General features: G+C 70.7%; 20 protein-coding genes. 10 read left to right on the top strand and 10 right to left on the bottom strand.

Going from position 1 to position 25,114, the window contains the following annotated elements:
• Nucleotides 1–43: 43 nt before the first annotated feature.
• Complete coding sequence (locus ABD993_RS26665) at nt 44–766, bottom strand: ABC transporter ATP-binding protein (RefSeq protein WP_345424214.1); 723 nt, start codon at nt 764–766, stop codon at nt 44–46.
• A gap of 141 nt (nt 767–907) precedes the next feature.
• Nucleotides 908–2,554, bottom strand: a complete 1,647-nt coding sequence (locus tag ABD993_RS26660) for a flavin-containing monooxygenase (protein WP_345424211.1) — start codon at nt 2,552–2,554, stop codon at nt 908–910.
• Between the two features lie 272 nt (nt 2,555–2,826).
• Here ABD993_RS26660 and ABD993_RS26655 point away from each other — a divergent pair, with 272 nt between their 5' ends.
• The 6 genes from ABD993_RS26655 to ABD993_RS26630 all read left to right on the top strand — a co-directional run bounded on the left by ABD993_RS26655 (nt 2,827) and on the right by ABD993_RS26630 (nt 10,201).
• Nucleotides 2,827–3,588, top strand: a complete 762-nt coding sequence (locus ABD993_RS26655; RefSeq protein ID WP_345424209.1) for an enoyl-CoA hydratase-related protein — start codon at nt 2,827–2,829, stop codon at nt 3,586–3,588.
• A gap of 129 nt (nt 3,589–3,717) precedes the next feature.
• Entirely contained in the window at nt 3,718–4,833 is a 1,116-nt protein-coding gene (locus ABD993_RS26650; protein WP_345424206.1) for an NDMA-dependent alcohol dehydrogenase, read from the top strand.
• A 2-nt stretch (nt 4,834–4,835) separates the two neighbouring features.
• Complete coding sequence (locus ABD993_RS26645) at nt 4,836–6,197, top strand: FAD-dependent oxidoreductase (RefSeq protein WP_345424203.1); 1,362 nt, start codon at nt 4,836–4,838, stop codon at nt 6,195–6,197.
• Nucleotides 6,198–6,222: 25 nt separating this feature from the next.
• A complete protein-coding gene (locus ABD993_RS26640; RefSeq protein WP_345424200.1) occupies nt 6,223–7,731 on the top strand; it encodes an aldehyde dehydrogenase in 1,509 nt (502 codons plus the stop codon).
• Entirely contained in the window at nt 7,728–9,032 is a 1,305-nt protein-coding gene (locus ABD993_RS26635) for a cytochrome P450 (RefSeq protein WP_345424197.1), read from the top strand. Before ABD993_RS26640 ends, ABD993_RS26635 begins: the two co-directional genes overlap by 4 nt.
• Nucleotides 9,029–10,201 (top strand): epoxide hydrolase family protein, encoded by a 1,173-nt coding sequence (locus tag ABD993_RS26630; RefSeq protein ID WP_345424194.1) that lies wholly within the window; start codon nt 9,029–9,031, stop codon nt 10,199–10,201. The genes ABD993_RS26635 and ABD993_RS26630 overlap by 4 nt, the downstream gene beginning before the upstream one ends.
• Here ABD993_RS26630 and ABD993_RS26625 read toward each other — a convergent pair.
• Nucleotides 10,198–11,094 (bottom strand): alpha/beta hydrolase, encoded by an 897-nt coding sequence (locus tag ABD993_RS26625; protein WP_345424191.1) that lies wholly within the window; start codon nt 11,092–11,094, stop codon nt 10,198–10,200. The two genes, ABD993_RS26630 and ABD993_RS26625, sit on opposite strands and share 4 nt — an antisense overlap.
• 260 nt (nt 11,095–11,354) lie before the next feature.
• Between ABD993_RS26625 and ABD993_RS26620 the strand changes: the two genes are divergently transcribed.
• Genes ABD993_RS26620 through ABD993_RS26610 form a run of 3 tightly spaced genes read left to right on the top strand, consistent with a single transcriptional unit; the run spans nt 11,355 to nt 15,791 of the window.
• Nucleotides 11,355–13,076, top strand: a complete 1,722-nt coding sequence (locus tag ABD993_RS26620) for an N-acyl-D-amino-acid deacylase family protein (protein WP_345424188.1) — start codon at nt 11,355–11,357, stop codon at nt 13,074–13,076.
• A 55-nt stretch (nt 13,077–13,131) separates the two neighbouring features.
• Nucleotides 13,132–14,094 (top strand): phosphotriesterase family protein, encoded by a 963-nt coding sequence (locus ABD993_RS26615; protein ID WP_345424185.1) that lies wholly within the window; start codon nt 13,132–13,134, stop codon nt 14,092–14,094.
• A 44-nt stretch (nt 14,095–14,138) separates the two neighbouring features.
• Nucleotides 14,139–15,791: a flavin-containing monooxygenase gene (locus ABD993_RS26610; RefSeq protein WP_345424183.1), complete on the top strand. Its 1,653-nt coding sequence runs from the start codon at nt 14,139–14,141 to the stop codon at nt 15,789–15,791.
• Between the two features lie 25 nt (nt 15,792–15,816).
• Here ABD993_RS26610 and ABD993_RS26605 read toward each other — a convergent pair whose 3' ends face one another.
• Both ABD993_RS26605 and ABD993_RS26600 read right to left on the bottom strand, forming a co-directional pair.
• A complete protein-coding gene (locus ABD993_RS26605) occupies nt 15,817–16,212 on the bottom strand; it encodes a hypothetical protein (RefSeq protein ID WP_345424180.1) in 396 nt (131 codons plus the stop codon).
• Between the two features lie 163 nt (nt 16,213–16,375).
• The gene (locus ABD993_RS26600) at nt 16,376–18,460 is read right to left on the bottom strand and encodes an N-acyl-D-amino-acid deacylase family protein (protein ID WP_345424177.1); all 2,085 of its coding nucleotides are present in this window, start codon (nt 18,458–18,460) and stop codon (nt 16,376–16,378) included.
• Here ABD993_RS26600 and ABD993_RS26595 point away from each other — a divergent pair.
• On the top strand, nt 18,390–18,974 hold the full coding sequence (locus ABD993_RS26595; RefSeq protein WP_345424174.1) for a nitroreductase: 585 nt from the start codon (nt 18,390–18,392) through the stop codon (nt 18,972–18,974). The two genes, ABD993_RS26600 and ABD993_RS26595, sit on opposite strands and share 71 nt — an antisense overlap.
• 49 nt (nt 18,975–19,023) lie before the next feature.
• On the opposite strand, the gene ABD993_RS26590 is transcribed toward ABD993_RS26595, so the two are convergent.
• From ABD993_RS26590 to ABD993_RS26570, 5 genes are all read right to left on the bottom strand, one after another.
• A complete protein-coding gene (locus ABD993_RS26590; RefSeq protein WP_345424171.1) occupies nt 19,024–20,106 on the bottom strand; it encodes an alpha/beta fold hydrolase in 1,083 nt (360 codons plus the stop codon).
• A gap of 33 nt (nt 20,107–20,139) precedes the next feature.
• Nucleotides 20,140–21,261, bottom strand: a complete 1,122-nt coding sequence (locus tag ABD993_RS26585) for an acyl-CoA dehydrogenase family protein (protein WP_345424168.1) — start codon at nt 21,259–21,261, stop codon at nt 20,140–20,142.
• Nucleotides 21,262–21,354: 93 nt separating this feature from the next.
• Nucleotides 21,355–22,896 carry a class I adenylate-forming enzyme family protein gene (locus ABD993_RS26580; protein WP_345424165.1) on the bottom strand — a complete coding sequence of 514 codons (1,542 nt, stop codon included), beginning with the start codon at nt 22,894–22,896 and terminating at the stop codon, nt 21,355–21,357.
• 34 nt (nt 22,897–22,930) lie between these two features.
• On the bottom strand, nt 22,931–23,938 hold the full coding sequence (locus ABD993_RS26575; protein ID WP_345424162.1) for an NAD(P)H-dependent flavin oxidoreductase: 1,008 nt from the start codon (nt 23,936–23,938) through the stop codon (nt 22,931–22,933).
• Complete coding sequence (locus tag ABD993_RS26570) at nt 23,935–25,107, bottom strand: acyl-CoA dehydrogenase family protein (protein WP_345424160.1); 1,173 nt, start codon at nt 25,105–25,107, stop codon at nt 23,935–23,937. The genes ABD993_RS26575 and ABD993_RS26570 overlap by 4 nt, the downstream gene beginning before the upstream one ends.
• Between the last annotated feature and the right edge of the window lie 7 nt (nt 25,108–25,114).

The raw sequence follows: 25,114 nt of genomic DNA, 5'->3' as shown, positions 1-25,114 counted from the left end.
CGAGTGAGCCCGGTTCGACCGGGTGGGCGGAATCGCGAGGTACTCACCGGACCGCTTCCGGCGCGGGGCCGGACGACCCGAGGTACTCCTCCTCGATCGACTGCATGTTCTGGGCGAGGTCGGCGCTCGTGCCCTCGCGCACGACCCGGCCGTGTTTGAGGACGTAGATCCGGTCGGCGGTGGCGAGGGCGAGGCGGACCTTCTGCTCGACGACGAGGACTCCGGCCCCGCGGTCGGCCGCCTCACGAAGCGCGCGATGGAGGCGGGCTGTCACCTGCGGGGCGAGTCCCAGGGAGAGCTCGTCGGCCAGGAGCAGCAACGGCGACGCCGCGAGGGCCCGCGCGAGGCTGAGCATCTGCTGCTCGCCACCGGAGAGCAGCGCCGCCCGGCGGCGCAGGAGCGGCCGCAGCTCCGGGAAGTACGACAGCGCCTCCTCCGTGGGACCGAGACCGAGGCGCAGGTTCTCGTGCACGGTGAGGGTGGCGAGCACAGAGCGGTCGTCGGCGACCAGTGCCAGCCCACGCCGGGCTCGCCGGTGCAACGGTTCGAAGCGCGTCGAACCGAGGCAGGCGACCTCGCCGCCCTGCGGACGCCTGAGCCCCGCGAGTGCCCGCAGAGTGGTCGTCTTGCCGGCACCGTTGGCCCCGACGAGGGCGACGACCTCACCGGCCCGGACGGTGAGGTCGATGTCGGAGACCACGGCCAGCCCGTTGTAACCCGCCGTCATCCCCCGGCAGGACAGCAACGACGATGCCTGCTCTGTCATTCACAGCTCCTTCGGCGACGGCGGCGTCGATGCGCCAGGGCAACGACCGGGTCCGGTCCGGCGCACCGGCGCACCATGCTCACCGCCCGGCCCCGACGGGCGCCTGGACCTGTCCTGTTATCGGACACGGTCGGGAGACCATCACGTCCGCTCGGCGCCCGTCGCGACGACCGCACCCGGGACCCCGTCGAACACCAGTCCCGGATAGCCTGCCGCGACCTCGTCGGCGATCCGCTGGGTGTAGGCGGGGAGGCCGCCGGCGTAGGGCATGAAGATCCGGGGCTTCCCCGGGATGTTGGCCCCGACGTACCACGACGCGGCCCGGGTGAGAAGTGAGCCGGCGGCGACCTCGTTCACGTGCCGTACCCAGCTGTCCTGGGCCTGCGCGGTGACCTCGAACCGGGTGGCCCCGCTCGCGCGCATGTACTCGAGGAGGTCGCCGATCCAGGCGACGTGCTGCTCGATCGCGACGATCATGTTCACCAGCACCGAAGGACTCCCCGGCCCGGCGATCACGAGCATGTTGGGAAAGCCTGCCACCCCGAGGCCCAGATGGGTCGCCGGTCCCGCGGCCCACGCGTCGGCCAGCCGGAGGCCGTCACGCCCCTCGATCCCCATCCTGGTGAGCGAGCCGGTCATCGCGTCGTACCCGGTCGCGAAGACGACGTCGTCCACGTCCAGCGTCCGCTCGCCCACCGTGATGCCGTCCGGCGTGAAGCCTCGGATCGGTTCCGCGCGGAGGTCGACGAGCTCGACGTTGTCCCGGTTGTAGGTCTCGTAGTAGCCCGTGTCGACGCAGATGCGCTTCGCGCCGATCGGGTAGTCGGTGGGGCAAAGGCGCTCCGCGACCGCCGGGTCGATCACGTACTCGCGGATCCGGTCCCGGACGAAGTCCGCGACGTAGCCATTGGACTCCTCGTTGCGGCCGATGTCGCCGAACGCCTGCATGAAGCCGGCGCCGCCCTCCGTCCACGCCCACCGGAGCTGCTCCTCGCGGTCGCCGGCGCTGACGTCGACGACGTTGCGCGGGTCCAGGCCGTGGTACACGATGCCGGTGCGGGTCTGGGGTGCCTGATAGCGCTCGGCACGCACCGTAGGGTTCGTCCCGATCTGCTCGGTGTCGCCGAGCTTGCGGTTCCGAGCGGGAACGCTGAAGCTCGGCGTCCGCTGGAGGACGTAGAGCCGCTCGGCCTGTTCGGCGAGCTGCGGCACGAGCTGCACGCCTGAGGAGCCCGTGCCGATGACCGCTACGCTGCGGCCGGCGAAATCGACGGGCTCGCGGGGCCACTGTCCTGAGTGGAAGGTCCGTCCGGCGAAGCCCGCGATGCCGGGGAGCTCGGGAACGTTGGAGGTCGAGAGGCACCCGACGGCGAGGAGCAGGAACCTGGCCCGGGCGTCGGCGCCGCCGTCGGTCCGCAACGTCCAGCTGTCGGTGTCCTCGTCGAACCGCGCGCCGACGACGCGCGTACCGAACGTGATGTCCTTGCGCAGGTCGAACTCGTCGGCGACGTAGCGGGCGTAGTCGTAGATCTCCGGCTGTGCCGGGTAGCGTTCGGACCAGGTCCAGTCGTGGCTGATCCGGTCGTCGAAGGAGTAGCAGTAGAAGCGGCCCTCCACGTCGCAGCGCGCCCCCGGGTAGCGGTTCCAGTACCAGGTGCCCCCGACGTCGTCGCCCGCCTCGAAGACGCGGCACGTCATGCCCTGTGACCGGACACGCTGCAGGGCACACATCCCGGCGAATCCGGCACCGACGATCACGACGTCATAGGTGTCCTCGGTCAGGGCCATCCGTGTCCTCCACTCGATACCGTCAGAGCGGGCCGCCGACGGCCCTCACGAGCCGAGCCGACAACGGCCCCCGGGCACGGTATGTGGGCTGCTCTCGGCGGCCCGAACGCCTGTCCTGAAATGAAACAAGGTGAAGCACGCCGTCCTCCGGCGGCACGGCCCCTCTCGCTCCGCTGTCGCACAACGCGACACCTTCCTCCGTGTCACCATCCCACCGGTTGGATCCGACCGAGGCCGGCCGGTCGGCCGTACCGCATGGAAGGGGAGGCGACGTGGTGGAGCACGTGGGACTCGTGACCCGCATCGAGGGTGCCGCGGTGCGGCTGGAGCTCGCCCGGCCCGACGTGCTCAACGCAGTGGACAAACCCCTGCTGACCGCACTCACCCAGGCGATCGACCGGCACGGCGCCGATCCCGCTGTCCGCGTCATCGTGATCGCCGGGCAGGGCCGCGCGTTCTGCGCGGGCGCCGACATCCGCGCCGACGACCAGGTGCTGGTCGAGGCGGCCTCCGGCCTGATCCGGTCGATCACGAACGCCCGGGTGCCCGTCGTCGCGGCCGTGCACGGCCTCGCGGCGGGGCTGGGGGTGTCCCTCGTCCTCGCGTGCGACTTCGCCCTGCTCGCCCGGTCGGCGTCACTGACCCTCGCCTTCACCAGGATCGGCCTCATGCCCGACGGCGGAGCGACGGCTTTGCTCGCCGCGACGGTCGGGAGGACCCGGGCGATGCGCATCGCGCTGCTCGCGGACAGGATCGAGGCGGAGCTGGCCGAGAGCTGGGGCCTCGTGACGAGCGTGCACCCCGACGACGGGCTCGACGCCGCGGTGGCCGACGTCGTCGACCGGCTCGGTCGCGGCCCCGGGCTCGCCTACGCGCAGACCAAGAAGGTGCTCAACCTGCTCTCGATCGGGCAGCTGGAACAGGCGTTCGAGGCCGAGGAGGCAGGTCAGCGGGTGCTTGCCGCGAGTGCCGACTTCCGTGAAGGTGTCACCGCGTTCGCCGAGCGGCGGCGCGCGCAGTTCACCGGTGCGTAGGCGGCCGACTGGAGGCCAGTCGGCCGATGTCGCATTGCGGGACAGTCGAGCCCGCCGCCCACCGCAGACCCTACCGTCCCCCGGGCGGCCCCTTTTGAGAGACAGACACGTTCGAGAGGCATCGTGAGCATGTACGCCAGAGCAGCCGTACTCCGCAGTCAACCTGGCAAGTGGGACATCGTCGATGTGGATCTCGAGCCGCCGAAGTCGGGCGAGGTCCTCGTCCGGATGGCGTACGCCGGTCTCTGTCACTCCGACGACCACATCGCCACGGGTGACTTCACGATGCCCACCCCGATCAACGGTGGCCACGAGGGCAGCGGCGTCGTCGAGGCCGTGGGGCCGGACGTCGTCGGCCTCGCCGTCGGCGACCATGTCGTGACGTCGTTCGTGCCCGCCTGCGGGCAGTGCCGCTGGTGCGCGTCGGGGCAGCCCAACCTCTGCGACGCGGGCATGCGCTTCGGCACCGGCGCCATGGCCGACGGCACCTTCCGGATGTTCGCCGACGGCGTGCCCATCTCGCGCAGCGGCGGCCTCGGGACCTTCGCCACCTATAACGTCTTCGCGCAGCAGTCATGCATCAAGGTGCGGGCCGACGCCCCGCTCGACGTGGCGTGCCTGGTCGGCTGCGGCGTGCCGACCGGGTGGGGATCGGCGGTGCACGCCCTCGCCACACAGCCCGGCGACACGGTCATCGTGATGGGCATCGGGGGCGTCGGCGCGAACGCGCTGCAAGGCGCGCGCCACGCCGGCGCGACCGACGTCATCGCGGTCGACCTGGTCGCGAGCAAACGGGCCAAAGCGCTAGAGTTCGGCGCGCACCACTTCTTCACCTCCATGGACGAGGCCATCGACCTGGCCCGGTCGCTCACGAACGGCCAGGGCGCCGACGGGGTGGTGATCACGACCGGGGTGGTGGACGGCACCCAGATCGAGCGCGCGTTCGCGGGGATCCGCAAGGCGGGCACCGTGGCGGTGACCGCCGCCGGGAGCATGGACACAGTCGGCATCCCTGTCCGCCTGTTCGAGCTGTCGATGTACCAGAAGCGGATCCAGGGGGTGCTCTACGGCATGGGTGCCCCGCGGCGCGAGGTGCAGCGGCTCCTCGACATGTACCTGCGGTCACAGCTCAAGCTCGACGAGCTGATCACGCACCGGTACACGCTCGAAGAGATCAACGCCGGCTACGCGGACATGCGCGCCGGGCTGAACATTCGCGGCATCATCGACTTCGAAACGGCCTGAGCATGAACAGGATCGTGATCGTGGGGGGCAGCATCGCCGGAAGTCTCGCCGCCGCGGCGGCGAGTCGACACGCCGACGAGGTGGTCGTCCTGGAACGTGATGAGCTGCCCAACGAACCGGTCGTGCGGCGCGGGGTCCCGCATGGCGGCCAGTTCCACGCCCTGCTGGCCCGGGGCCTCGCGGCGATCGAGACCCTGGTGCCCGGCTTCGAACAGGACGCGCTGGCCGCCGGCTGCCATCGGATCTGTGTCACCCGCGACATCGCCAACCACAAGCGGTACGGATGGGCGGCCCGGCCCGACTCCGACATCACCAACATCCTCGCCAGCCGGCCGATGATCGAACACCTGGTGCGGGCCCGGGTCCGCGCACTTCCCGGAGTCGTCTTCCGCGAGGGTGTCCGAGTGGAAGGGCTCGTCGCCGGTGACAACGGCCACATTGCCGGCGTCCGGACCGAGGGCGGCGTCATCGCCGCCGACCTCGTGGTCGACGCGAGTGGGCGGTCGTCCGCGACGCCCCAGTGGCTGGTCGAGCTCGGTCACCCCGCGCCGGAGGAGACCGAGGTCGACGCACGCTGGGGGTACGCGAGCTGCCAGGCCCGCCGACCGCCCGGGGTCCACTTCGGCTTCGAGGCATTGTCGGCGCTGCCCCTCGGCGTGACCGCGAGCGGGACGCCCCGCACGCGCGGCGTCGCGATGTGGCGCCAGGAGGGTGACGACCGCTGGATCGTCACCGCCGTCGGCTCCGCGGGTGACCATCCGCCGTCGGACGCGGAGGGGTTTCGGGCGTTCCTCGCCAGCCTCCCCTATCCAGAGGTCGCCACGACGCTCGACGCGCTCGAGCTGGAGCTGCCCGCCCGCGTGTGGCGGCGCACCGTGAACCGGATGCGGCACTACGACCACCTCTCCGCGCCGCCCGCCGGCCTCGTCGTGCTCGGCGACGCCGTCGCCGCCTTCAACCCCGTCTACGGACAGGGGATGACCGTCGCCGCGCTTGAGGCGCTCGACCTGCGCGCCGAGCTCGAAGCGCATGCCGCCCACGGTGGTCCGGCCGCGGAGCACCTCCCCCGATGCTTCCACGAACGCGTGGCCCGCACGGTCGGGTACTGCTGGGAGCTGTCCACCGGCGCCGACTATCGGGTCGAAGGAGTGATCGGCGCGGGACCTCCGCCGGACGCCGTCGAGCGGCGGGCCTTCATGGACCGCGTCGAGGGGCTGTCCAGCGAGGACCCCGCGGTGCTCGTACAGCTGCTCGAGACCACCCAGCTGATCCGCACTCCGGAATGGCTGGCCGAGCCCGGCCTGCGGACCCGAGTGCGGCAGGACTGGGACAGGCTCGGCCGCCTCGTCGATGCGCCCGCCTGACCACCTCCGGACGAAAGGACACCCCGTGCCGGCCCGCACCGACGCCACTCAGCTGCTCCACGCTCCAGACCGCATCTTCGTCGACGGCAGTTGGGCCGTGCCCTCGGCCGCCGCACACTTCGAGGTCGTCGACTCGGCCACCGAGGAGATCTGCTACTCGGTCGCGGCCGCGAGCGCCTCTGACGTCGACCGGGCGGTGACGGCAGCAAGCCGCGCCTTCGAGGACGGGCCGTGGCCGCGGCTGTCCCCGGCCGAGCGAGCGGGGCACCTCCGGGTGATCGCCGACGAGATCGAGCAGCGCATCCCCGAGTTCGCCGAGATCTGGCCCCGCCAGTCCGGCATCCTGCACCGCTCGGCGACGGCGAGCACCGGGCTTATCCCCGGCGTGTTCCGGGCCCACGCCGAGCTGGCCGGCTCCTTCGGGTTCATCGAGCGGCCCGCCGGTCGGCTGCAGCCCGACAGTGTCCTGGTCCGCGAGCCGGTCGGTGTCGTGGGCGCCATCATCCCCTGGAACGCCCCGCTCTTCCTGATCGCCCACAAGCTGGCCCCAGCGCTGCTGGCGGGGTGCACCGTCGTGCTCAAGGCCGCACCGGAGGCACCCGGCGAGGCGTACCTGTTCGCCGAGGTCGCCGAGGCGGCCGGCCTCCCGCCAGGTGTGGTCAACGTGCTCGCCGCGGACCGGGACGTCTCGGAACGGTTGGTCCGCGACCCGCGCGTCGACAAGATCAGCTTCACCGGGTCGACTGCGGCTGGGCGGCGCATCGCCGGGGTCATGAGCGAGCGGATCGGCCGGGTCACCCTGGAGCTCGGCGGTAAGTCCGCCGCGGTCGTCCTGGACGACTTCGACCCGGCCGAGGCGGCGCGCAGCCTCGCGGCGACCGGCTGCAGCATCACCGGCCAGGTCTGCGCCTCGATCACCCGGGTGATCGTCAGCCGCGCGCGGCACGACGAGTTCGTCGAGGCGATGGCGGACGCCTACCGGGCCATCACCGTGGGCGACCCGTTCGCGGCCGAGTCCGACATGGGACCCCTGGCGATGAGCCGACAGCGCGACCGGGTCGAGGGGCTGATCGCCGACGGCGTGGCCGGCGGCGCCCGGCTCGTCACCGGCGGCCGTCGCCCACCGGGTCTGGACCGCGGGTTCTTCATCGAGCCCACGCTCTTCGCCCACGTCGACAACTCCTCCACCATCGCGCAGGAGGAGATCTTCGGGCCCGTCATGTCGGTCATCCCGGTCGACCGGGACTCCGACGCCGTTCGCGTGGCCAACGACTCGATCTACGGTCTGAACTCCGCCGTCTTCACCCACGACCTGCGGCGGGCCGCCGAAATCGCCCGCCGGCTGCGGGCCGGCACCGTCGGGCACAACGGGTTCCGAACGGACTTCGGGGTCGCCTTCGGCGGCTTCAAGCAGTCCGGTCTCGGCCGCGAAGGCGGCCGGGAGGGTCTGTTGCCCTACCTGGAGACCAAGACGGTCGTGCCGGATCCTCGGGACCCGGCCCTCTCCTCGTACCTCGGAGGAGCGACGTCGTGAGCACCGAAGGACTGAGCACCGAAGGACTGAGCAGCGTCGAGCCGACGGGTTTCGACGACGTCGACGTCTTCGCCCGGTTCGACGCCGGAGCCGGGGCCCGGGAGAAGGTCGACCTGTACAACACGTTCCGGCGGCTACGCGAGCGCGCTCCCCTGGTGGAGTCGACGCTGACCACCGAGCTCGGCGTCGATCCCTCGATCTGGGTGACCCCGGCGCACACGGGGTACGAGGGGCTGAACGCCCCGACCTTCCTCGCCGTCGGCTACGACGCCGTGCACACCGTGCTGCGCGACCAGGAGAACTTCGGCCAGCTCGCCCAGGTCCGCGCCTACCGCCACACCATCGGCGACGTGCTGACCGCCCTGGAGAGCGACGCCCACCGCAGCGAGCGCTCGCTGGTGTCGCAGGCGTTCAGCCGGCGGGCCATCGAGAACTGGGGCGACGAGGTGATCGCGCCGGTTGCGGCCGGTCTCGTCGCCGAGATCGGCGCCGGCGATACAGCCGAGCTGATGTCGCAGTTCGCCTTCCCGTTCTCCGCCCGGGTCATCGCGGGCGTGCTGGGGCTCCCCACGTCGCAGTCCGACCGGATGCTCAACCTGGCGTTGGCCTGCGTGGCGCTGGCCGAACCCGAGCTGGCCGAGTGGGGCAAGACCGGGATGACGCGCTGGGCCGATGAGGTGATCGCGGCGCGGCGGGCCGACCCGTCGAACGACGGCCACGACGTCATCTCGATGCTCGTCCGCGCCGAGCAGGACGGCGAGTCGCTGACCGGCGAACAGATCACGACGTTCGTGCGCTTCCTGTACCCCGCCGGCTTCGAGACGACCTACCGGGCGATGTCCAACACCATCGTCGCACTGCTGAGCACCGGCCAGTGGGATGTGCTGCGGGCCGACCGGTCCCTGCTCGGCAACGCCGTGGCCGAGGGGCTGCGGTGGCAGACCTCGTTGATCGGCCACCCGCGCGTGGCCCGCAGCGACGTCGAGGTCGACGGGGTGCACGTCCCCGAGGGCGCGGTGGTGCTGGCCTTCCACGCCGCCGCCAACCGCGACCCCTCCCGTTGGGAGGACCCCGACCGGTTCGACATCACCCGCCCGATCAAGCTCAACGCCACCTTCGGCTTCGGCGCCCACCTGTGCCTGGGCAAGCCGCTGGCCGAGGCGGAGATCAAGCGGGCCCTCGACGTGCTGCTCGACGCGTTCCCGGACCTGCACCTCGACCCGGACGCGGACCCCGCCGACCGGGTAGTCAACGGGGTCGCCTTCCGCTCACCCGCCGGCGTCCAGGTCCGCCTCCGATGAGCGGCGCGGCAGGCACCACCGTGGCGGGGAGGATGCGGCCCTACCGGATTCGTGTACCCGAGAGCTCGATCGATGACCTGCGGCACCGGCTCCGGCAGACCCGCTGGCCGCAGCAGTGGGAGGTGGGCGGCTGGGGCTACGGCACCGATCCGGTCTTCCTACGGAGCCTCTGCGAGTACTGGGCCGAGTCCTACTCGTGGCGGACCGCCGAGGCGGAGCTCGACCGGTGGCCGGGGTTCGTGGACACGATCGACGGCGAACAGGTCCACTTCCTGCACGTCCGCTCCCCCGAGCCGGCCGCCGTGCCGCTGCTGCTGCTGCACGGCTGGCCGGGCTCGATCTACGAGTTCCACCGCGTGCTCGGGCCCCTGACCGATCCGCGAGCACATGGTGCCGAGCCGGCGGACGCCTTCCACGTCGTGTGCCTGTCGCTGCCCGGCTTCGGCTTCAGTGGACCGACCAGGCAGCCCGGGTGGGACATCCGGCGGATCGCCCGGGCGGCGAGCGAGCTGATGACGCGCCTGGGCTACGAGCGCTACGGAGTTCAGGGCGGGGACTGGGGCGCTACCGCGGCCATGCATCTCGGGGTACTCGACGCGGATCGGCTGGTCGGCCTGCACGTCAACCTGGTCAACGTGCCGCCGCCGGATCCCGCAGCCGCCGAGGCGACGTCGCCGGACGAGCAGGCGTACCTGGACCGGCGGGCCGAGCTGGCCGCGCACGGCCTGGGCTACCTCGCGATCCAGCGCACCCGGCCGGCGTCACTGGCGTTCGGCCTGCTGGACTCGCCCGCCGGGCTGGCCGGCTGGGTGCTGGACAAGTTCCGGGCCTGGAGCGACTGCGACGGCGACGTCCTCCGGTCGTTCACCCCCGACCAGCTCCTGACCAATCTCAGCATCTACTGGTTCACCGGCACGATCGGCAGCTCCGCCCGCCTGTACCAGGAGACGGCCGCCGCGAACTCCGGGCTCGTCCGGCAACGGATCACGGTGCCGACCGGCTGCGCGCTCTTCCCCGCCGAGCCGCTCCTGGCGCCCCGGAGCTGGGTGGAGGCGGCGTGCAACCTCGTCCACTGGTCACAGATGCCCGCCGGCGGCCACTTCGCAGCCTTCGAGCAGCCCGAGTTCTTCGTCCGCGACGTACGGTCGTTCTTCGCGCTGGTCCGCTAGCCCGCCGAGGCCGGATCAGGACGCCGGGCCAGCTCGCCGGTGATGGCGGCCGCGACGAATTCGACCGCCTCGGCTCCGCCGGGAAGGAGATCGAACAGCGTGAAGAAGCCGTGCATCTGGCCGGGAACGACCCACCTGTCGACCGGTACCCCGGCGTCCCGCAGGGCCTGCCCGTAGGCCGAGCCCTCGTCGAAGAGCACGTCGTGCGGCGCCTGGACCAGGACGGTCGGGGGCAGTCCCGCGAGCGACGAGGCCTGCAGCGGCGCGACGTCCGGTGTCGCGCGCTGCGCCTCGGTCGCGTAGTGAGCGGCGAACCAGGCCATGTCCGCCGCGGTCAGCAGCAGCTGGTTCCCCGGGTCGCGGTACGAGGGACGCGTCATATCGGTGTCGACCACCGGATAGACGAGCACCTGCTGAGAGATCCGGATCTCGGCGTCCCGCCGGGAACGCAGGGCCGTGACCGCCGCGAGGTTGCCCCCGGCGCTGTCGCCCGCGATCACCAGCGGCAGGCCGCCGAGCGGGCTCGCCTCGACATATCCCATCGTCTGTCGGACGTCGTCGAGCGCGCACGGGAACGGTCGTTCGGGAGCCAGCGAGTAATCGGGAAGCACGACTGTGCAGCCGGCCAGGTTCGCCAGCCGCCGAGCGACCGGCTCGGCGCCGTCGACGCTTCCGACCACCCACCCGCCGCCGTGCAGGTAGACGATCACCCCGGCCGGGTCACCGACCGGGGACACGACCCTGACCTCGAACTCGGTGTGGTCGCCGCGGGCGAGAACCACCGACGCCACGTCACCGACGGCCTCGGTCGGCGGGCGGACCCCCGCCGCGGTGAGCTCACGGGCCTGCTGCGGGGTCAGCCCCGAGAAGGGCTGCACACCTCGCTCCCGCATGGCACGGACCAAGGACGCCGACGCCGGATCCAAGCCCACCTGGTTGCCCCTCTCGCCCGCGGGACCACCCCGACAACGGGAACCTAGGGGAAGCACCGCCCGCCCGCTGCAGGTGTCCGACAACGCGACACGGCCCGGCGCCGCGCCCGGCGGGACCGCGATCGCCCGACCGAGGAGCGTCGCAAATCGCTACACCCGGGGCCGGAAGGTGAGCACCGCGGAGATCGTAGGAGTGGCAGACGACACATCAGGAGGCGTTCGTGGCCGAGGACCTCGTGATCCGTGGTGGGACGATCGTGGACGGCACCGGTGCCGACGGCTACCGGGCGGACGTCGGTGTCCGCGACGGCCGGATCACCGAGATCGGCCGGGTACCCACGGCCGGCCGACGGGTCGTGGATGCCTCCGGTTGCGTCGTCACCCCCGGCTTCGTCGACGTCCATACGCACTACGACGGACAGTCGACGTGGTCCGACCATCTCGATCCGTCCTCCCGACACGGGGTCACGACCGCGGTCCTCGGCAACTGCGGGGTCGGTTTCGCGCCCTGCCGGGCCGAGGATCACGCCCTCCTGGTGAACGCGATGGAAGGCGTCGAGGACATCCCCGAGGTGGTCATGACGACCGGGTTGCCCTGGGACTGGGAGACGTTTCCCGAGTACCTAGACGCGCTCGACCAGCGTGCGCGTGACATCGACGTCGCCGTCCTCCTCCCCCACTCACCGCTGCGGGTCTATGCCATGGGCCAGCGCGGGGCGGACCGCGAACCGGCCACCGACGCCGACCTGGACCGGCTGTGCTGGCTTGCCGAGGAGGGCCTCGAGGCGGGGGCCATCGGATTCGCGACCTCGCGGACGGCGGTCCACCGCCGGGGCGACGGCGAGCACATCCCGAGCTTCCGCTCGGCCGACCGCGAACTCCTGGCCATCGCGCGGGCGATGGGCGGCAACGGCATCGTCCAGATGGTGACGAGCGTCAGCGACGGTGGCGGGCTCGACGAGGTCCGGCACGAGGTCCACCTCATGCGGGACGTGTCGCGCGCCGCCGGCGTGACGGTCACGTTCAGCATCTCCCAGCAGAACGCGGCACCGCACATGATCGACACGGTCTTGAGCTGGACCGATGCGGCGAACGAGGAGGCAGGCGTCGATCTCCGCCCGCAGTTCGCCCCCCGTCCGATCGGCGTCCACATGGGCTTCGCCCTATCGGCCAATCCCTTCTCGGCCTCCGAGACCTACCAGTCGTTGGCGGACCTGCCGCTGCCCGAACGCCTGGTCGAGCTACGTAAGCCGGAGGTCCGAGAGCGAATCGTCACCGAGCCGCCTTCGAGTCGGGTTCTCCCGCTCGTGTCGGCCGCACGCCAGTTCGAACGCACGTACGTCATGACCGATCCACCGACCTACGAGCCGCCGCCCGATCTGAACATCGCCACGATCGCGAGGCAGAAGCGCACCCGCCCGGAGGAGGTCGCCTACGACGCACTCCTGGCGGACGACGGCCAGGCGATGCTCTACGTGGCCTTCTCCAACTATGCCCACGGCAACCTCGACCACATCGCCGGCCTCGTCCGACGGCCGGACAGCATCATCGGCCTCGGCGACGGCGGCGCTCACTACGGGATGATCTGCGACGCGAGCTACCCGACCTTCGTCCTAACCCACTGGGCACGGGACCGGCCGGCAGGCCGGCTGACGCTGGCCGAGGCGGTGCGAGAGCTCACCTCCACACCGGCTGACGCGATCGGGCTGCGGGACCGGGGCAGGATCACACTGGGCGGCAGGGCCGACATCAATGTGATCGAGCACGACCGGATGTCGCTGCCGCCGGCCCGCGTGGTCCACGACCTGCCGGGCCGGGGGCGACGACTGGCCCAGCACGCCCGGGGCTACCGTCACACCTTCGTCGCGGGGCAGGAGATCGTGACCGCCGACGAGTACACCGGCGCGCTGCCGGGCCGGTTGGTGCGCGGTCGCCGCCAGTAACACGACTACCACTCGAAACTGCGCCAAACGCACACCAACGTGAAGGGACAGGTCCGTGTCCAGCATCCAGACCGCACGAGGACCGGTAGGAGCCGACGAACTCGGCAATACCCTGGCCCACGAGCACATCATCACCATGACCTCGATGGAGTACGTCGCCAACTACCGCGACGACTGGAACACCGACGAGCGCATCGACCAGGCGGTGGCGGCCCTGGACGAGGCCAAGCGTCTCGGCGTCGACACGATCTTCGACTGCACAGTACTCGGCCTGGGCCGCTACGTCCCCTGGATCCAGCGCATCGCCGCCCGCACCGACATGAACATCGTCATGGCGACCGGCCTGTACACCTACCGCGACGTCCCGCTGATGTTCCACACCGTCGGCCCCGGCCTCGCCATCGACATCGACGAACCGATGACCCCGCTCTTCGTCAACGACCTCGAGAAGGGCATCGCCGGGACCGATGTCCGCGCGGCCTTCCTGAAGTGCGCCATCGACGAGCCGGGCATGACTCCCGGCATCGAACGCGTGATGCGCGCGGTGGCCCGGGCAAGCGTCGAGACCGGCGCTCCGATCACCGTGCACACCCACCCCGCCACGCGAAACGGCCTGGACACCCAGCGTGTGCTCCGGGAGGAGGGGGTGGACCTGACCAACGTCGTCATCGGTCACTCCGGAGACAGCACCGACATCGACTACCTCGTCGAGCTGGCCGACGCGGGCTCCTACCTCGGCATGGACCGCTTCGGGCTCGGGCTCGGCGCCCCTGACCGCATCGCCACCATCACAACCTTGATCGAGCGCGGATACCTCGAACAGCTCGTGATCTCCCACGATGCCATGTGCTACACCGACTTCCTCCCGCCAGGCGGTCTGGAGGCACTCCCGGACTACAACTACCGGTTCATCCCCACGGCGGTGCTGCCGATGATGCGCGAGGCGGGGATCACCGACGAGCAGATCGACACCATGTTCCGGCTCAACCCCCAGCGCTACATCACCGGCCGGCGCTGAGACGACCATCTCCGCACTGCGCGGCGGCTCGAGGAGGAGCAAACATGCAGGATGCACAGGACGGTCCGTCGCGGACGGACGTCGACGCGATCGTCGTCGGTGCCGGGTTCTCCGGGCTCGACGCCGTACACGTGCTACGCGAACGCGGCTATACGGTCCAGGGAATCGAGGCCGCCGGAGGCGTCGGGGGCACCTGGTACTGGAACCGCTACCCCGGCGCCCGGACCGACAGCAAGGCCTTCATCTACTGCCTCAGCTTCTCAAAGGAGCTGCGTGAGGAGTGGGACTGGTCCGAGCTCTACCCCACCCAACCCGAGGTCCTCGCCTACCTCGAGCACGTCGCCGACCGCTTCGACCTGAAACGATACTTCGCTTTCGACACCACGGTGACGGCCGCCACCTGGGATGACGACACCTCGCTGTGGACGGTCGACACGAGCACCGGCCGCCGCTTCCGAGCCCGCTACCTCATCTCGGGCGTGGGTTGCCTGTCCGCGGTCAACCGCCCGCAGTTCGACGGGATCGAGCGGTTCCAGGGCCGGGTCGAGCACACGGCGCGGTGGCCACAGGAGGGCGTCGACGTGTCCGGGCAGCGCGTGGCGCTGATCGGCGCGGGGTCCTCGGGCGTCCAGCTGCTTCCCGAGCTCGCCAAGACCGCAGGCTCGGTCACACTGTTCCAGCGGACGCCCAACTATGTCGCGCCCTACACCAGCACCAGGTTCTCCGACGAGGACCGCGAGGCGTATCGCCGCGACCACGAGGCCATCCAGGCGCACATCCGCCAGAACCCGGGGACGATGTACTTCAGCCCCGCCGGCCCCTCGGCCAAGCTGGCAGACCCGGCGGAGCGCGAGACGGTCTTCGAGCAGGCCTACGCCCAGGGCGGCCTCGCGATGCTCCTGGGGACCTACGAGGACCTGCTGGTCGACCCGGAGTCGAACGACCTCGCATCGGAGTTCCTGCGCAGCAAGATCAAGGAGACGGTGCACGATCGGGAGACCGCCGAGATCCTCACTCCGCGCACCTATCCCTTCGGTGTGAAGCGGCCGCCGTGCGGCGTCGGCTACCTCGACGCGTTCAACGAGCCCACCGTGTCCGTGGTCGACGTGCGGTCCACCCCGATCGAAGGCTTCACCGAGCGGGGACTCGTCGTCGACGGCAGCGAGTACGAGTTCGACGTCATCATCCTCGCCACCGGTTTCGACGCGAGCGTGGGAGCCCTTCTGCGGCTCAACGTCACCGGCCGCAACGGCCGCAGGCTCGCCGACGTCTGGGCACACGGACCGGAGAGCTATCTGGGCCTCGGCATCCCCGACTTCCCGAACCTGTTCACCATCATCGGCCCGCTCTCCGCCTTCGGCAACCTGCCCACCGTCGTCGAGCACAACGTGGACTTTGTCGCCGACCTGCTGGACAAGGCCCGCGCGGCGGGGACGCCGGTCGTCGAGGCCGATGTGGCGGCCACCGACGCGTGGGTCCAGGAGTCCCGCACCATCGCCGCCCAGACGCTTCTCACGTCCGCGAAGGCGGCCAACTCCTGGATCATGGGCGCGAACCTCGAAGGACGTGAGCTCGCTGTGCTCTGGTACCCGGCCGGCGCCAACACGTACTTCGACCGCTGCGACGAGGAACGCGAGCGCGGGTTCCCCGGGTTCAGCCTCGCACCCGCCGTCCCCACGACGGCGATGGCGGTCTGACCGGAGTCAATCGCCCCGCGGTCGGTCACCCACGACGGGGGAGCCCGCCAGTCCCGTCGTGGGTGACTACCGCCGCCGACCGTTCGCCCGGTACGCGGAAGCCACAGCGCCAGCGCGCCGAGGTCCGCGAGGGGTACGGCCGCCTTGATCCGGCCACGTCCTTGTCCAGCCACAGCCGGTGCCGTGGCAAGAGCCGGTCGGTCGAGGAGGTGCTCGTCAACCGGTCGATATCCTGCTCGGTGATGGCGTAGCCGAACTCGCAGATCAGGACGTGGACATCCTCGGTGTCGAGTCGCGCGCCGGGCCCGCTCATGCGCGGTCCAGCGATCGCCCGGGTGATGAGAATCCCGCGCTCCCGGAACGCCCGAGGGCCGCCCTGCTCGGCCTCGACCGGACGATCGCCGGCACCGCCGGACACCATCCTTCGGCTCGGCGCGCAGGGTCGGCGTAGGACGGCGACCCTGCGCGCCGACCAGGGGGCGGAGCGTCCATCAGGCGATGCGGTATGCGCGCGGACTCGACAAATAACATCCCACCGGGGGCCGAGCACCAAGGCATCCGCTCGCCGACGCCGATCCCTCCGCTCAGCGTGCCCCGCGGACGAGGCGCCCCGGGAGTTCGCCGGTTGCCTCACCGTCTCGGTAGGTCTCAACGCCGCCGACGAAAGTGTGCACATAACCAGAGGCAGACTGAAGCAGCCGCCCCCCGCCGGCAGGGAGGTCGAACACCATCTGCGGCTTGTGCAGCCGGAGATTGGCGTGGTCAACGACGAGCAGGTCGGCGCGCAGCCCGGGGCGGATGCTCCCCCTGTCCGACAGCCCGACCGCTTCAGCCGTGCGGCTGGTCTGCGTCCGTACCATCTCGGGCAGGCTGAACCGGTTGTCGCGGTCCCTGGCCCAGTGGGTCAACAGGTACGTCGGGAAGCTGGCGTCGCAGATCGTCCCCACGTGCGCTCCGCCATCGGACAGGCCCGCAACGGTGTACCGGTGCCCCAGCATCTCCCCGACGACGCCCAGGTCCCCGGACACGTAGTTCCCGCTCGGCTTGTACAACATGCCGCGTCCGTTGTCGGACAGCAAGATGTCGTAGGCGAGCTCCTCGGGTGTCCGGCCGCAGGCGGCGGCCCGTGCCGCGAGCGACTGTTCCGGACCCGGCTCATAGTCCGGCTCCTCTCCCAGCTCGAACATCTGCTCGAACTGGGTCACGTGCCCGCTGCCGGCGATGAATGCCCGTTCCACCGACCCGTCCCCATCCAGGATCTGAGCCCGGACGGTGGGATCGGCCATCCGCCGGGCCTGTTCGGCCACCGGAAGGTGGGAGATCGCGCGCCACCCGGGGCTGAACATGAAGGGGTGGAGCGTGCACTCGAGGCCGAGGATGAGGCCGATGGCGCGGGCCGCGACCTGGGCCCGCACTCGGTGGCCTTCGGCGTTGACCTCGTCGAGGAACCCGAGGACGTCGCGGTGCTTGTCGGGCGCCGCCCGCGTCTGGAGCAGCGAGATCGACATCGGCCTGCCCGAGGCGGCGAGCATCGCCCTGACGAGGTCGAACTCCGGGCGCGAGTCCGCCGACCAGTCCGTGATCATCTGGATTACGCCGCTGCCCGCACCGTGCATCGCGGTCGCGATCCCGACCAGCTCCGAGGCCGCCGCACCGTAGGAGAAGATGAGCTCACCGGCCCGCGTCTTGTGGTTGACCGTCCGCGACGTGGAGAAGCCGAGAGCACCAGCCTCCAATGCCTCGACTGTGAGGCGGCCCATCGCGGCGACCTCGGCCTCGGTGGCGTCCTCGTCGGCGACCGCACGGTCGCCCATCACGAACAGGCGTAGGGCGGCGTGCGGTACCTGGGCCGCGATGTCGACGTCGTGCCGACGCACGGCGAGGTGGTCCAGGTACTCAGGGAAGCTCGTCCATTCCCACTTCAGCCCCTCGGCCAACGCCGTGGCCGGGATGTCCTCCACGCCCTCCATCAGCGCGATCAGGCGGTCGTGATCGTGTCCCGCCACCGGGGCGAAACCGACACCACAGTTGCCCATGACCACGGTCGTGACACCGTGCCACGAGGACGGCTGCATCTGGTCCGCCCACGTGGCCTGGCCGTCGTAGTGGGTGTGGATGTCGACGAATCCCGGCAGGACATGGGCACCGTCGGCCGAGACCTCACGATGTCCGCGACCGGACACCCTGCCGACCTCCACGATGCGCCCGTCGCGGACGGCGACGTCAGCGACCCGCTCGGGGGCACCCGTCCCGTCGACGACGACGCCGCCGCGAATCACCTGATCGTACTCGGTCATCGGAACTCCTCTTCGAGTGTCGTTGCCGGCACCAGCGAGCAGCACGCCCCACCAGATTCCGAGGAACCCCTCAGGGAGCCGCACCGACTGTCGCGTATTGGTACATCCAAGAACCCATCCCGCCGGGCAGGTGTCCCAAAACCGGCCTTGCTTCTCGACGACGTGCGTGCGCCTGCGAAGCTGCACCGCGATGCCCGACACCAGCGATGGCCCAGACCTCGCCGACGCACTCGAGGCACTGCTCGCGTCGAGGAGGAGTTGCCGAGCGTTCCTGCCCACGCCCGTGCCACACGCCACGATCATGCGGCTACTGCGGCTCGCGCAGCGATCGCCCTCGTGGTGCAACACCCAGCCCTGGGAGGTCGTCGTCACCTCCGGCCCGGCAACCGACCGTTTCCGGGAGGCGATACGTGCACAGGCCTCCACCGGAAGCGGCCAGGCCCCGGACTTCCCTTGGCCGGAGCGTTACGACGGCGTGTACCAGGAGCGTCGGCGCGAGTCCGGTTGGCAGTTGTATGAGGCGGTCGGCGTCCGGCGCGGAGATCGTGCCGCATCCGCGGCTCAGGCGGCCCGCAACTTCGAGCTGTTCGGAGCCCCGCATGTCGCCATCGTGACGACCGATGCAGTGCAAGGCGTCTACGGCGCCGTCGACTCGGGGATCTACGTCGGGGCGTTCCTCCTTGCTGCGGAGAGCATGGGAATCGGCGCCATCGCACAAGCTGCTCTGGCCGGATACGGCCCCCTGATCCGGGAGCACCTCGGCATTCCGGACGACCGAAAGGTGCTGCTCGGCATCTCGTTCGGGTTCCCGGACCGCGACCACCCCGCCAACAGCTACCGCACGACGCGCGCAGACCTCGGTGAAGTGGTTCGCTGGGTCGAGTAGGGGCCGCCTCGCGAGGGCGGCGTGCCCCTCGCTCACCAGAGGGAGGCGCTCAGTCCGGCGTTCGTCCGCGCGTGTTCACGGTGGGTGCCGCTCTCTGGCTCGATGCGGCGCTCCCGCGAAGCAATGCGACGCCCGCACCCCAGGTCTCCAGACGAGACCACAGCAGTTCCCGGGTCGGCGCGAAGTTGTGCATGTGGGCCATCCGCGGCGTGATCGACACCGTGACGTCACGGGCGCTTTCGTAGTAGAGCGGCTCCATGCGGGGTTGAGGCACCGTGTCCCGCTCCCCGGTCGCGAGGAGCACCGGACACTCGATCACCGACGCCTCGAGAGAGACCACCCCCGGAGAGGTCACCGAGAAGGCGGCAGGTGGGACGGTGGCGCTGGCCCAGGGCGGGAGCACGCCGCCGCGGGTGGGGTAGTCGACCAGGTCTGCGGTGACGACGTCGAGCGGCGTCTCCTCGTGGTGAAAAGCCCAGGTGTGTGGGGGCAGGCGTCCGTCGGGCGACCGGTACGACACCGCCGGATCGGCCGCCCCCACACGGGGTGGGATCACGGTGGTGGCGAGCGCACCGCGCGGGATCAACCGGCCGGGATGCGCGGGCATTCCGGGCGGCCGTGGGATCACGGTGTGGTAGGCGCTGAAGCCGAGCACCGCGATGGCGTCGAACGTCGCGTGCCGGCCTTGGTGGACGATCAGGATCGCGCCACCCATCGACTGCCCGATCCCGATCCGGGTCGGTGACGCGAGTGGCGGCAGGTCGCGGAGAAGCCTGCCTTCCTGCAGTCGCGTGGAGACCGTCTCGACGGTCGCCGCGTTGGCCGCCGCCAGGACGTCCAAGGTCAGCTGCGCGGGGTTCGCCGGCGTCGAGCTGTCCCCGACCCCCAGATGGTCGCAGGCAACGACGATCCACCCGCCCGCGGCGTGATGGCCGGCCTGCCCACCTCCGGATGAGTCCGGCATGTCGAAGGAGAAGTAGCCGCGACCGTACCCCGCTCCCGGAAACGCAAAGCACACCAGCGGGTGCGCCGGCACGACGTCCGGGCACGCGACGGTGACCGCGGTGTGCAGAGGCTCGCCGAGGCCCGTCGCCCTGGACACGTCGATCTCGAGCTCTGCGATGCGGACCACGTCGTTTCTCCTGCCGCCGGTCCCGAAAGGGTCTCAGCGGTTCCGGACCAGGGCACTGCCGATGATCGACTTCATGATCTCGTTGGTCCCGCCGTAGATCCGCTGCACGCGGGCGTCCTCGTAGGCGCGGGCGATGGGGTACTCGCGCATGTAGCCATAGCCGCCGAACAGCTGCAGGAGCCGGTCGATGGCCCGGCCGCCGACCTCGGTGGCGTGCATCTTGGCCTGGGCGGCCTCGACCGCGGTCAGCTCGCCGGCGGAGAGCGCCACAACCGCGGCGTCGAGGTAGGCGCGCAGCACGTCGAGCTCGGTGGCGACCTCGGCGAGGACGAACCGCGTGTTCTGGAAGTCGGCGATCGACCGACCGAACGCCCTGCGCTCCACGACGTAGTCGAGGGTCCAGCTGAGGGCGGCGTCGGCTGCCGCCATGGCGCTGGCCGCGATGGCCAGCCGTTCGGTGGGCAGGTGGTGCTTGAGCTGCGCGAGTGCTTCGCCCTCGACGCCGAGAAGGTTGGCGTCGGGTACGAAGACGTCGGCGAAGGACAGCTCGGCGGTGTCCTGCGCGGCGAGCCCGATCTTGTCGAGCTTGCGGCCGCGGGTGAACCCCGCCATCCCCTCCTCCACGACGAGGAGACTGAACCCGTCCGGGCCACCGTCCGGCTTCGTCCGGACCACGGTGATCACGGCGCCGGAGTTGATACCGGAGCTGATGAAGGTCTTCGCGCCGTTGACGATCCATCCCCCGTCGACGCGCTCACCCGCGGTGCGGATCCCCTGGAGGTCGCTGCCGGTCCCGGGCTCGGTCATGGCGATCGCCATGATCAGCTCGCCCCGGCACATCGGGGGTAGCCACCGTGCCTTCTGGTCGGCGTCGCCCAGCGAGGCGACGTAGGGGGTCACGATGTCGTCCTGGACGGAGAAGCAGGCCGAGAGCGCGCCGGCCGGGACCTTCGCGAGCTCCTCCATGATCACGTTGCGGAAGCGCCAGTCCGTCAGCCCGGCGCCGCCGAACTCCTGGGGGGCGAGCAGGCCCACGATGCCCTGGTCGGCGGCGGCCCGCCAGGCCCGCGGGCTGACCGAGCGGTTCTGGTCCCACTCCTCGAGATGTGGTCGGACTTCGCGCGCGATGTACTCACACACCGTGGCGCGGAACATCTCGTGTTCGGGCTCGTACAGCGATCGCTTGATGTCAGTGCCTTTCTGCTCGATGTGGCGTGCGGGATGCGGATTCGGCGCGATGCGGGGCGGTCAGCGCGACCTGTCCAGGTCCGTGACCGGGGCCTCGGCGTTGAGGAACTCGCGCAGCCGGGAGCGGGAGAGCTTCCCGTTGGGCGAGGTCGGTAGGTGGTCGAGGAACCTGATCCGGCGTGGCCGCTTGTAGGTGGCGAGCCGGGCGGCGCAGTGCTCGGCGACGACGTCCTCGGTCACGGAGCCGACCAGCGTCGCGCAGACGACCTGTCCCCATTCCGGGTCCTCGACACCCACCACCGCAGCGGCGTCGACGCCGGGGATCTCCAGCAGGACCCGCTCGACCTCGGCGGGGTAGACGTTGAGTGCACCGGACAGGATGAGGTCGTCCCGGCGGGCGGTCAACGACAGGAAGCCCTCCGCATCGAACTCGCCGAGGTCCCCGAAGCCGATCCAGCCGCCGCCGCGCAGCGGTCCCGGCAGTTCCGGCGCGGGGATGCTGCCCATCACGGTGGCGGTCATCGGGCCGCGGACGTAGATGGTGCCCAGCTCACCGGTTCCGAGGCTGCGGCCGGCCTCGTCGCAGACCACCACCTCGGCGAGGAACGCGGGCTTGCCCACGGCCTCGGGATGGTGGTGCTGCTCTTCGGGGCGGAGCACAGTGACCATGCCGGCCTCCGTCGAGCCGTACATCTCGTACAGGCCGACGCCCGGCCAGTTCTCCGCCATCCGCCGCTTGAGCTGGGGCACCAGCGGCGCGCCGAGCGAGACCACGGTCGTCAGGCACGGCGGCGCGGGCCGGTCGACCAGCCTGGTGATCATGGTCGGGACCAGCATCGCGTTCGTGGCCCCGACCGCCTCCACGTCCGCGAATAGGGTGGCCGCGTCGAACTTCTCACGGACCACAACCTGCGCGCCGACCGCCAGGTTCGACACGGCGATCTGCATCGCCGCGTGCGCGAGCGGGGCGACCACGAGGTTGACGTCGCCGGCGCCGAGGCCCATCTCGAGGGCCATCTCGAGGGCGTAGTGCTCACGCAGCCGCTGGTCGCGGCCGAACATCTTGGGTCGGCCGGTGGTCCCCGAGGAGAAGCTCAGGCTCATCACGTCCGTCTCCCGGACGTCGTGCCCCTCCGGCATGCGGTCGGAGCCGGCGGACAGCACCTCCGGGACGGTGACGGCGGCCGGGGACGTGACGTCGCCGAGGACGAGGCGGGGAGCCAGCTCGGCCAGCAGCCAATCGATCTCCTCGGCCACTGCGTGCCTGCTGATGGGGGCGTAGGCGAATCCGCCGCGTGAGGCCGCGTAGTACATGGCGAGGTACTCGGGGATGTTGTCGAGGCAGACCGCCACGACCTCGCCGCGGCGGGCACCGAGTGCGAGCAGTCCGCTTGCGAGCCGGGTGACGAGGTCGTCGAACTCGGTGTAGGAGTACGAGCCGGAGCTGCCGACGACCGCTGTCCTCGTGCCATGGCGGCGGGCGAGTCGCGCGAGTCTGCGGTGGGGCAGCAGGCGACGGCCGTCGGGCCACGGCGATTCGTCCGATGTCGAGTAGGCACGGACTCGCGGCTCGGGACCCTGCCCCTGGGTGCTGTCGATCATGGTTGGCCTCGTCCTTCCGCGTGGGCTGCGGTGGTCACGCCGGCTCCTCGGTCGGCCGCCCGGGTGCACCGAACATGTCCATCGCGCCACGCAGGCTCTCCGCGGCGTCGGTCACGATGCGCTCCACGAGATCGGCGACCGAGGGCACGTCCTCGATCAGCGCTTGGGCGAGGCCGGCCGTCCAGATGCCCGCGTCCAGGTCACCGCTCTCGAACACCTGGCGGCCGCGGACGCCCCTCACCAGCTCGCGGACGTCCGCGAACTCACCGCCGTCGGCGAGGATGCGCACGACCTCGGTGCTCACCGCGTTGCGCGCGACCCTGGCGGTGTTGCGCAACGGGCGGAAGATCAGCTCGGTGTCGTGCTCGCCGGCCGCGACGATGCACCGCTTGACGGCGTCGTGGACCGGTGCCTCGGCGGTGCACATGAAGCGCGTCCCCATGTTGATGCCGGCGGCACCCAGGGCGAGCGCGGCGGCGAGGCCGCGGCCGTCGGCGAACCCGCCGGAAGCGATCACCGGGATCGTCACGGCACGCACGGTCAGTGGGATGAGGACGAGCCCCGGAACGTCGTCCTCCCCGGGATGCCCGGCACACTCGAAGCCGTCGATGCTGATCGCGTCTACCCCGGCGCGCTCCGCCTTGACCGCGTGCCGGACGCTGGTGCACTTGTGCACCACCCTGATGCCGTGCGGCGAGAAGGACTCCAGGTGGGGCTCGGGGTTCGATCCGGCCGTCTCGACGATCGAGACACCCGAGTCGATGATGACCTTGCGGTACTCGTCGTAGGGCGGCGGCGCGATGGTCGGCAGGATGGTGAGGTTCACCCCGAAGGGCTGGTCGGTGAGGGTTCGGGCCCGCTCGATCTCGACGGCGAGGTCGGCTGGTGTCGGGAAGGTCAGCGCCGTGATCATGCCCAGGCCGCCCGCGTTGGAGACCGCGGACGCGAGCTCCGCGCGGCCGACCCACTGCATTCCGCCCTGCACGATCGGGTAGCGCACCCCGAACTGCTCGGTGAACGGCGTGCTCAGCTGCGCGGTCATCGGCTCGTCGGCAGGCCGAGGGCCTTCTCCGCGACGAAATTGAGCAGCGTGTCGTTGTTCACCGGCGCGATCCGCCACAACCGCAGCTGGCGGTGGAAGGTGACGATGTCATAGTCCTCGTCGAAGGCGTACCCGCCGTGAACCTGCGTGACGGCGTCGAGCGCCTCGCAGGCGTACTCGGTGGCGAGGTACTTGGCGGAGTTGGAGAGGACGCCGGCCGGCGCTCCCGCGTCGATGGCGTCGGCGGCCTCGAACATCAGCGACCGGGCGGCGCGAAGACCGATGAACGCCCGCGCGAGGGGATGCTGCACCGCCTGGTACTCACCGATCGGGCGGCCGAAGGGTGCCCGCTCACCGGCGTAGCGGGTCGCCTTGGCGAGCAGGAACGTGGCGAAGCCGATGGCCTGCGCCGCCACGAGCAGGCGCTCGGGGTTCAGCGCGCTGAACAGGTAGCGGGCGCCCTTCCCCGCCTCGCCGACCAGTGCCGTGGCCGGCAGCCGGACGTCCTCGAGCCGGACGATGTACTGCTTGTCCACCCCGCCCTGGTGGATGTTCATCGGCGTCGCCGTCAGCCCGGCGACGGGCAGCTCGGTGAGGAAGATCGACAGGCCGTCTGACCTCGCCGCCTGGTCATACGGCGCGGAGCGGGCGACGATCATCGCGTGGGTCGCCGAGCCGATGTGCGAGATGAAGCACTTCTCGCCGTTGAGCATCCAGCCGGTGTCGGCCCGGTCCGCCCGGGTGCGCATCGCGAAGGTGTTGGTGCCGTTGTCCGGCTCGGTGATGGCGAAGCTGTAGATGCCGGTCCCGTCCAGGGAGCCGGGGACGAACGACGCGACCTGCTCTTCGCTGCCGTAGCGCAGGACCAGGCTGCGCACGAAGTTGCCGATGAGGAACGTGCCCGCCGGGACGCCTGCGCGGGCGAGCGACTCGACGAGTGTGAGCTCCTCGCCCAGCCCGCCGCCCTGCCCGCCGGCTTCCGGTGCCACGCCCAGACCGAGCAGCCCGCCCTCCGCGAGGGCCGCCATGAGCTCGTTCGGCCGTTCCTCGAGCGCCGTGCACTTGCGGATGTAGTCCCGGTCGTACTTCTCGGTCAGCCAGGCGACGGCATTGCGCACATCGGCGTACCGCTGGTCAGCCGGATGGGAGAGGAGCTGGTCGATGTCCACGGCTGTG

Origin of the sequence: Pseudonocardia xishanensis, from assembly GCF_039541715.1 — a bacterium.
Taxonomy (GTDB): Bacteria; Actinomycetota; Actinomycetes; order Mycobacteriales; family Pseudonocardiaceae; genus Pseudonocardia; species Pseudonocardia xishanensis.
Note: the sequence above shows the minus strand (reverse complement) of the source record. Positions and strands in the feature narration are given on the sequence as shown.

What these genes read in the sequence shown, in the direction of transcription:
- ABD993_RS26660 (WP_345424211.1), bottom strand. Translation starts at nt 2,554, where the DNA reads ATGGCCCTGACCGAGGACACCTATGACGTCGTGATCGTCGGTGCCGGA.
- ABD993_RS26665 (WP_345424214.1), bottom strand. Translation starts at nt 766, where the DNA reads ATGACAGAGCAGGCATCGTCGTTGCTGTCCTGCCGGGGGATGACGGCG.
- ABD993_RS26630 (WP_345424194.1), top strand. Translation starts at nt 9,029, where the DNA reads ATGAGCGGCGCGGCAGGCACCACCGTGGCGGGGAGGATGCGGCCCTAC.
- ABD993_RS26650 (WP_345424206.1), top strand. Translation starts at nt 3,718, where the DNA reads ATGTACGCCAGAGCAGCCGTACTCCGCAGTCAACCTGGCAAGTGGGAC.
- ABD993_RS26585 (WP_345424168.1), bottom strand. Translation starts at nt 21,261, where the DNA reads ATGTTCCGCGCCACGGTGTGTGAGTACATCGCGCGCGAAGTCCGACCA.
- ABD993_RS26645 (WP_345424203.1), top strand. Translation starts at nt 4,836, where the DNA reads ATGAACAGGATCGTGATCGTGGGGGGCAGCATCGCCGGAAGTCTCGCC.
- ABD993_RS26605 (WP_345424180.1), bottom strand. Translation starts at nt 16,212, where the DNA reads ATGGTGTCCGGCGGTGCCGGCGATCGTCCGGTCGAGGCCGAGCAGGGC.
- ABD993_RS26575 (WP_345424162.1), bottom strand. Translation starts at nt 23,938, where the DNA reads ATGACCGCGCAGCTGAGCACGCCGTTCACCGAGCAGTTCGGGGTGCGC.
- ABD993_RS26610 (WP_345424183.1), top strand. Translation starts at nt 14,139, where the DNA reads ATGCAGGATGCACAGGACGGTCCGTCGCGGACGGACGTCGACGCGATC.
- ABD993_RS26580 (WP_345424165.1), bottom strand. Translation starts at nt 22,896, where the DNA reads ATGATCGACAGCACCCAGGGGCAGGGTCCCGAGCCGCGAGTCCGTGCC.
- ABD993_RS26625 (WP_345424191.1), bottom strand. Translation starts at nt 11,094, where the DNA reads ATGCGGGAGCGAGGTGTGCAGCCCTTCTCGGGGCTGACCCCGCAGCAG.
- ABD993_RS26595 (WP_345424174.1), top strand. Translation starts at nt 18,390, where the DNA reads ATGCGGCTACTGCGGCTCGCGCAGCGATCGCCCTCGTGGTGCAACACC.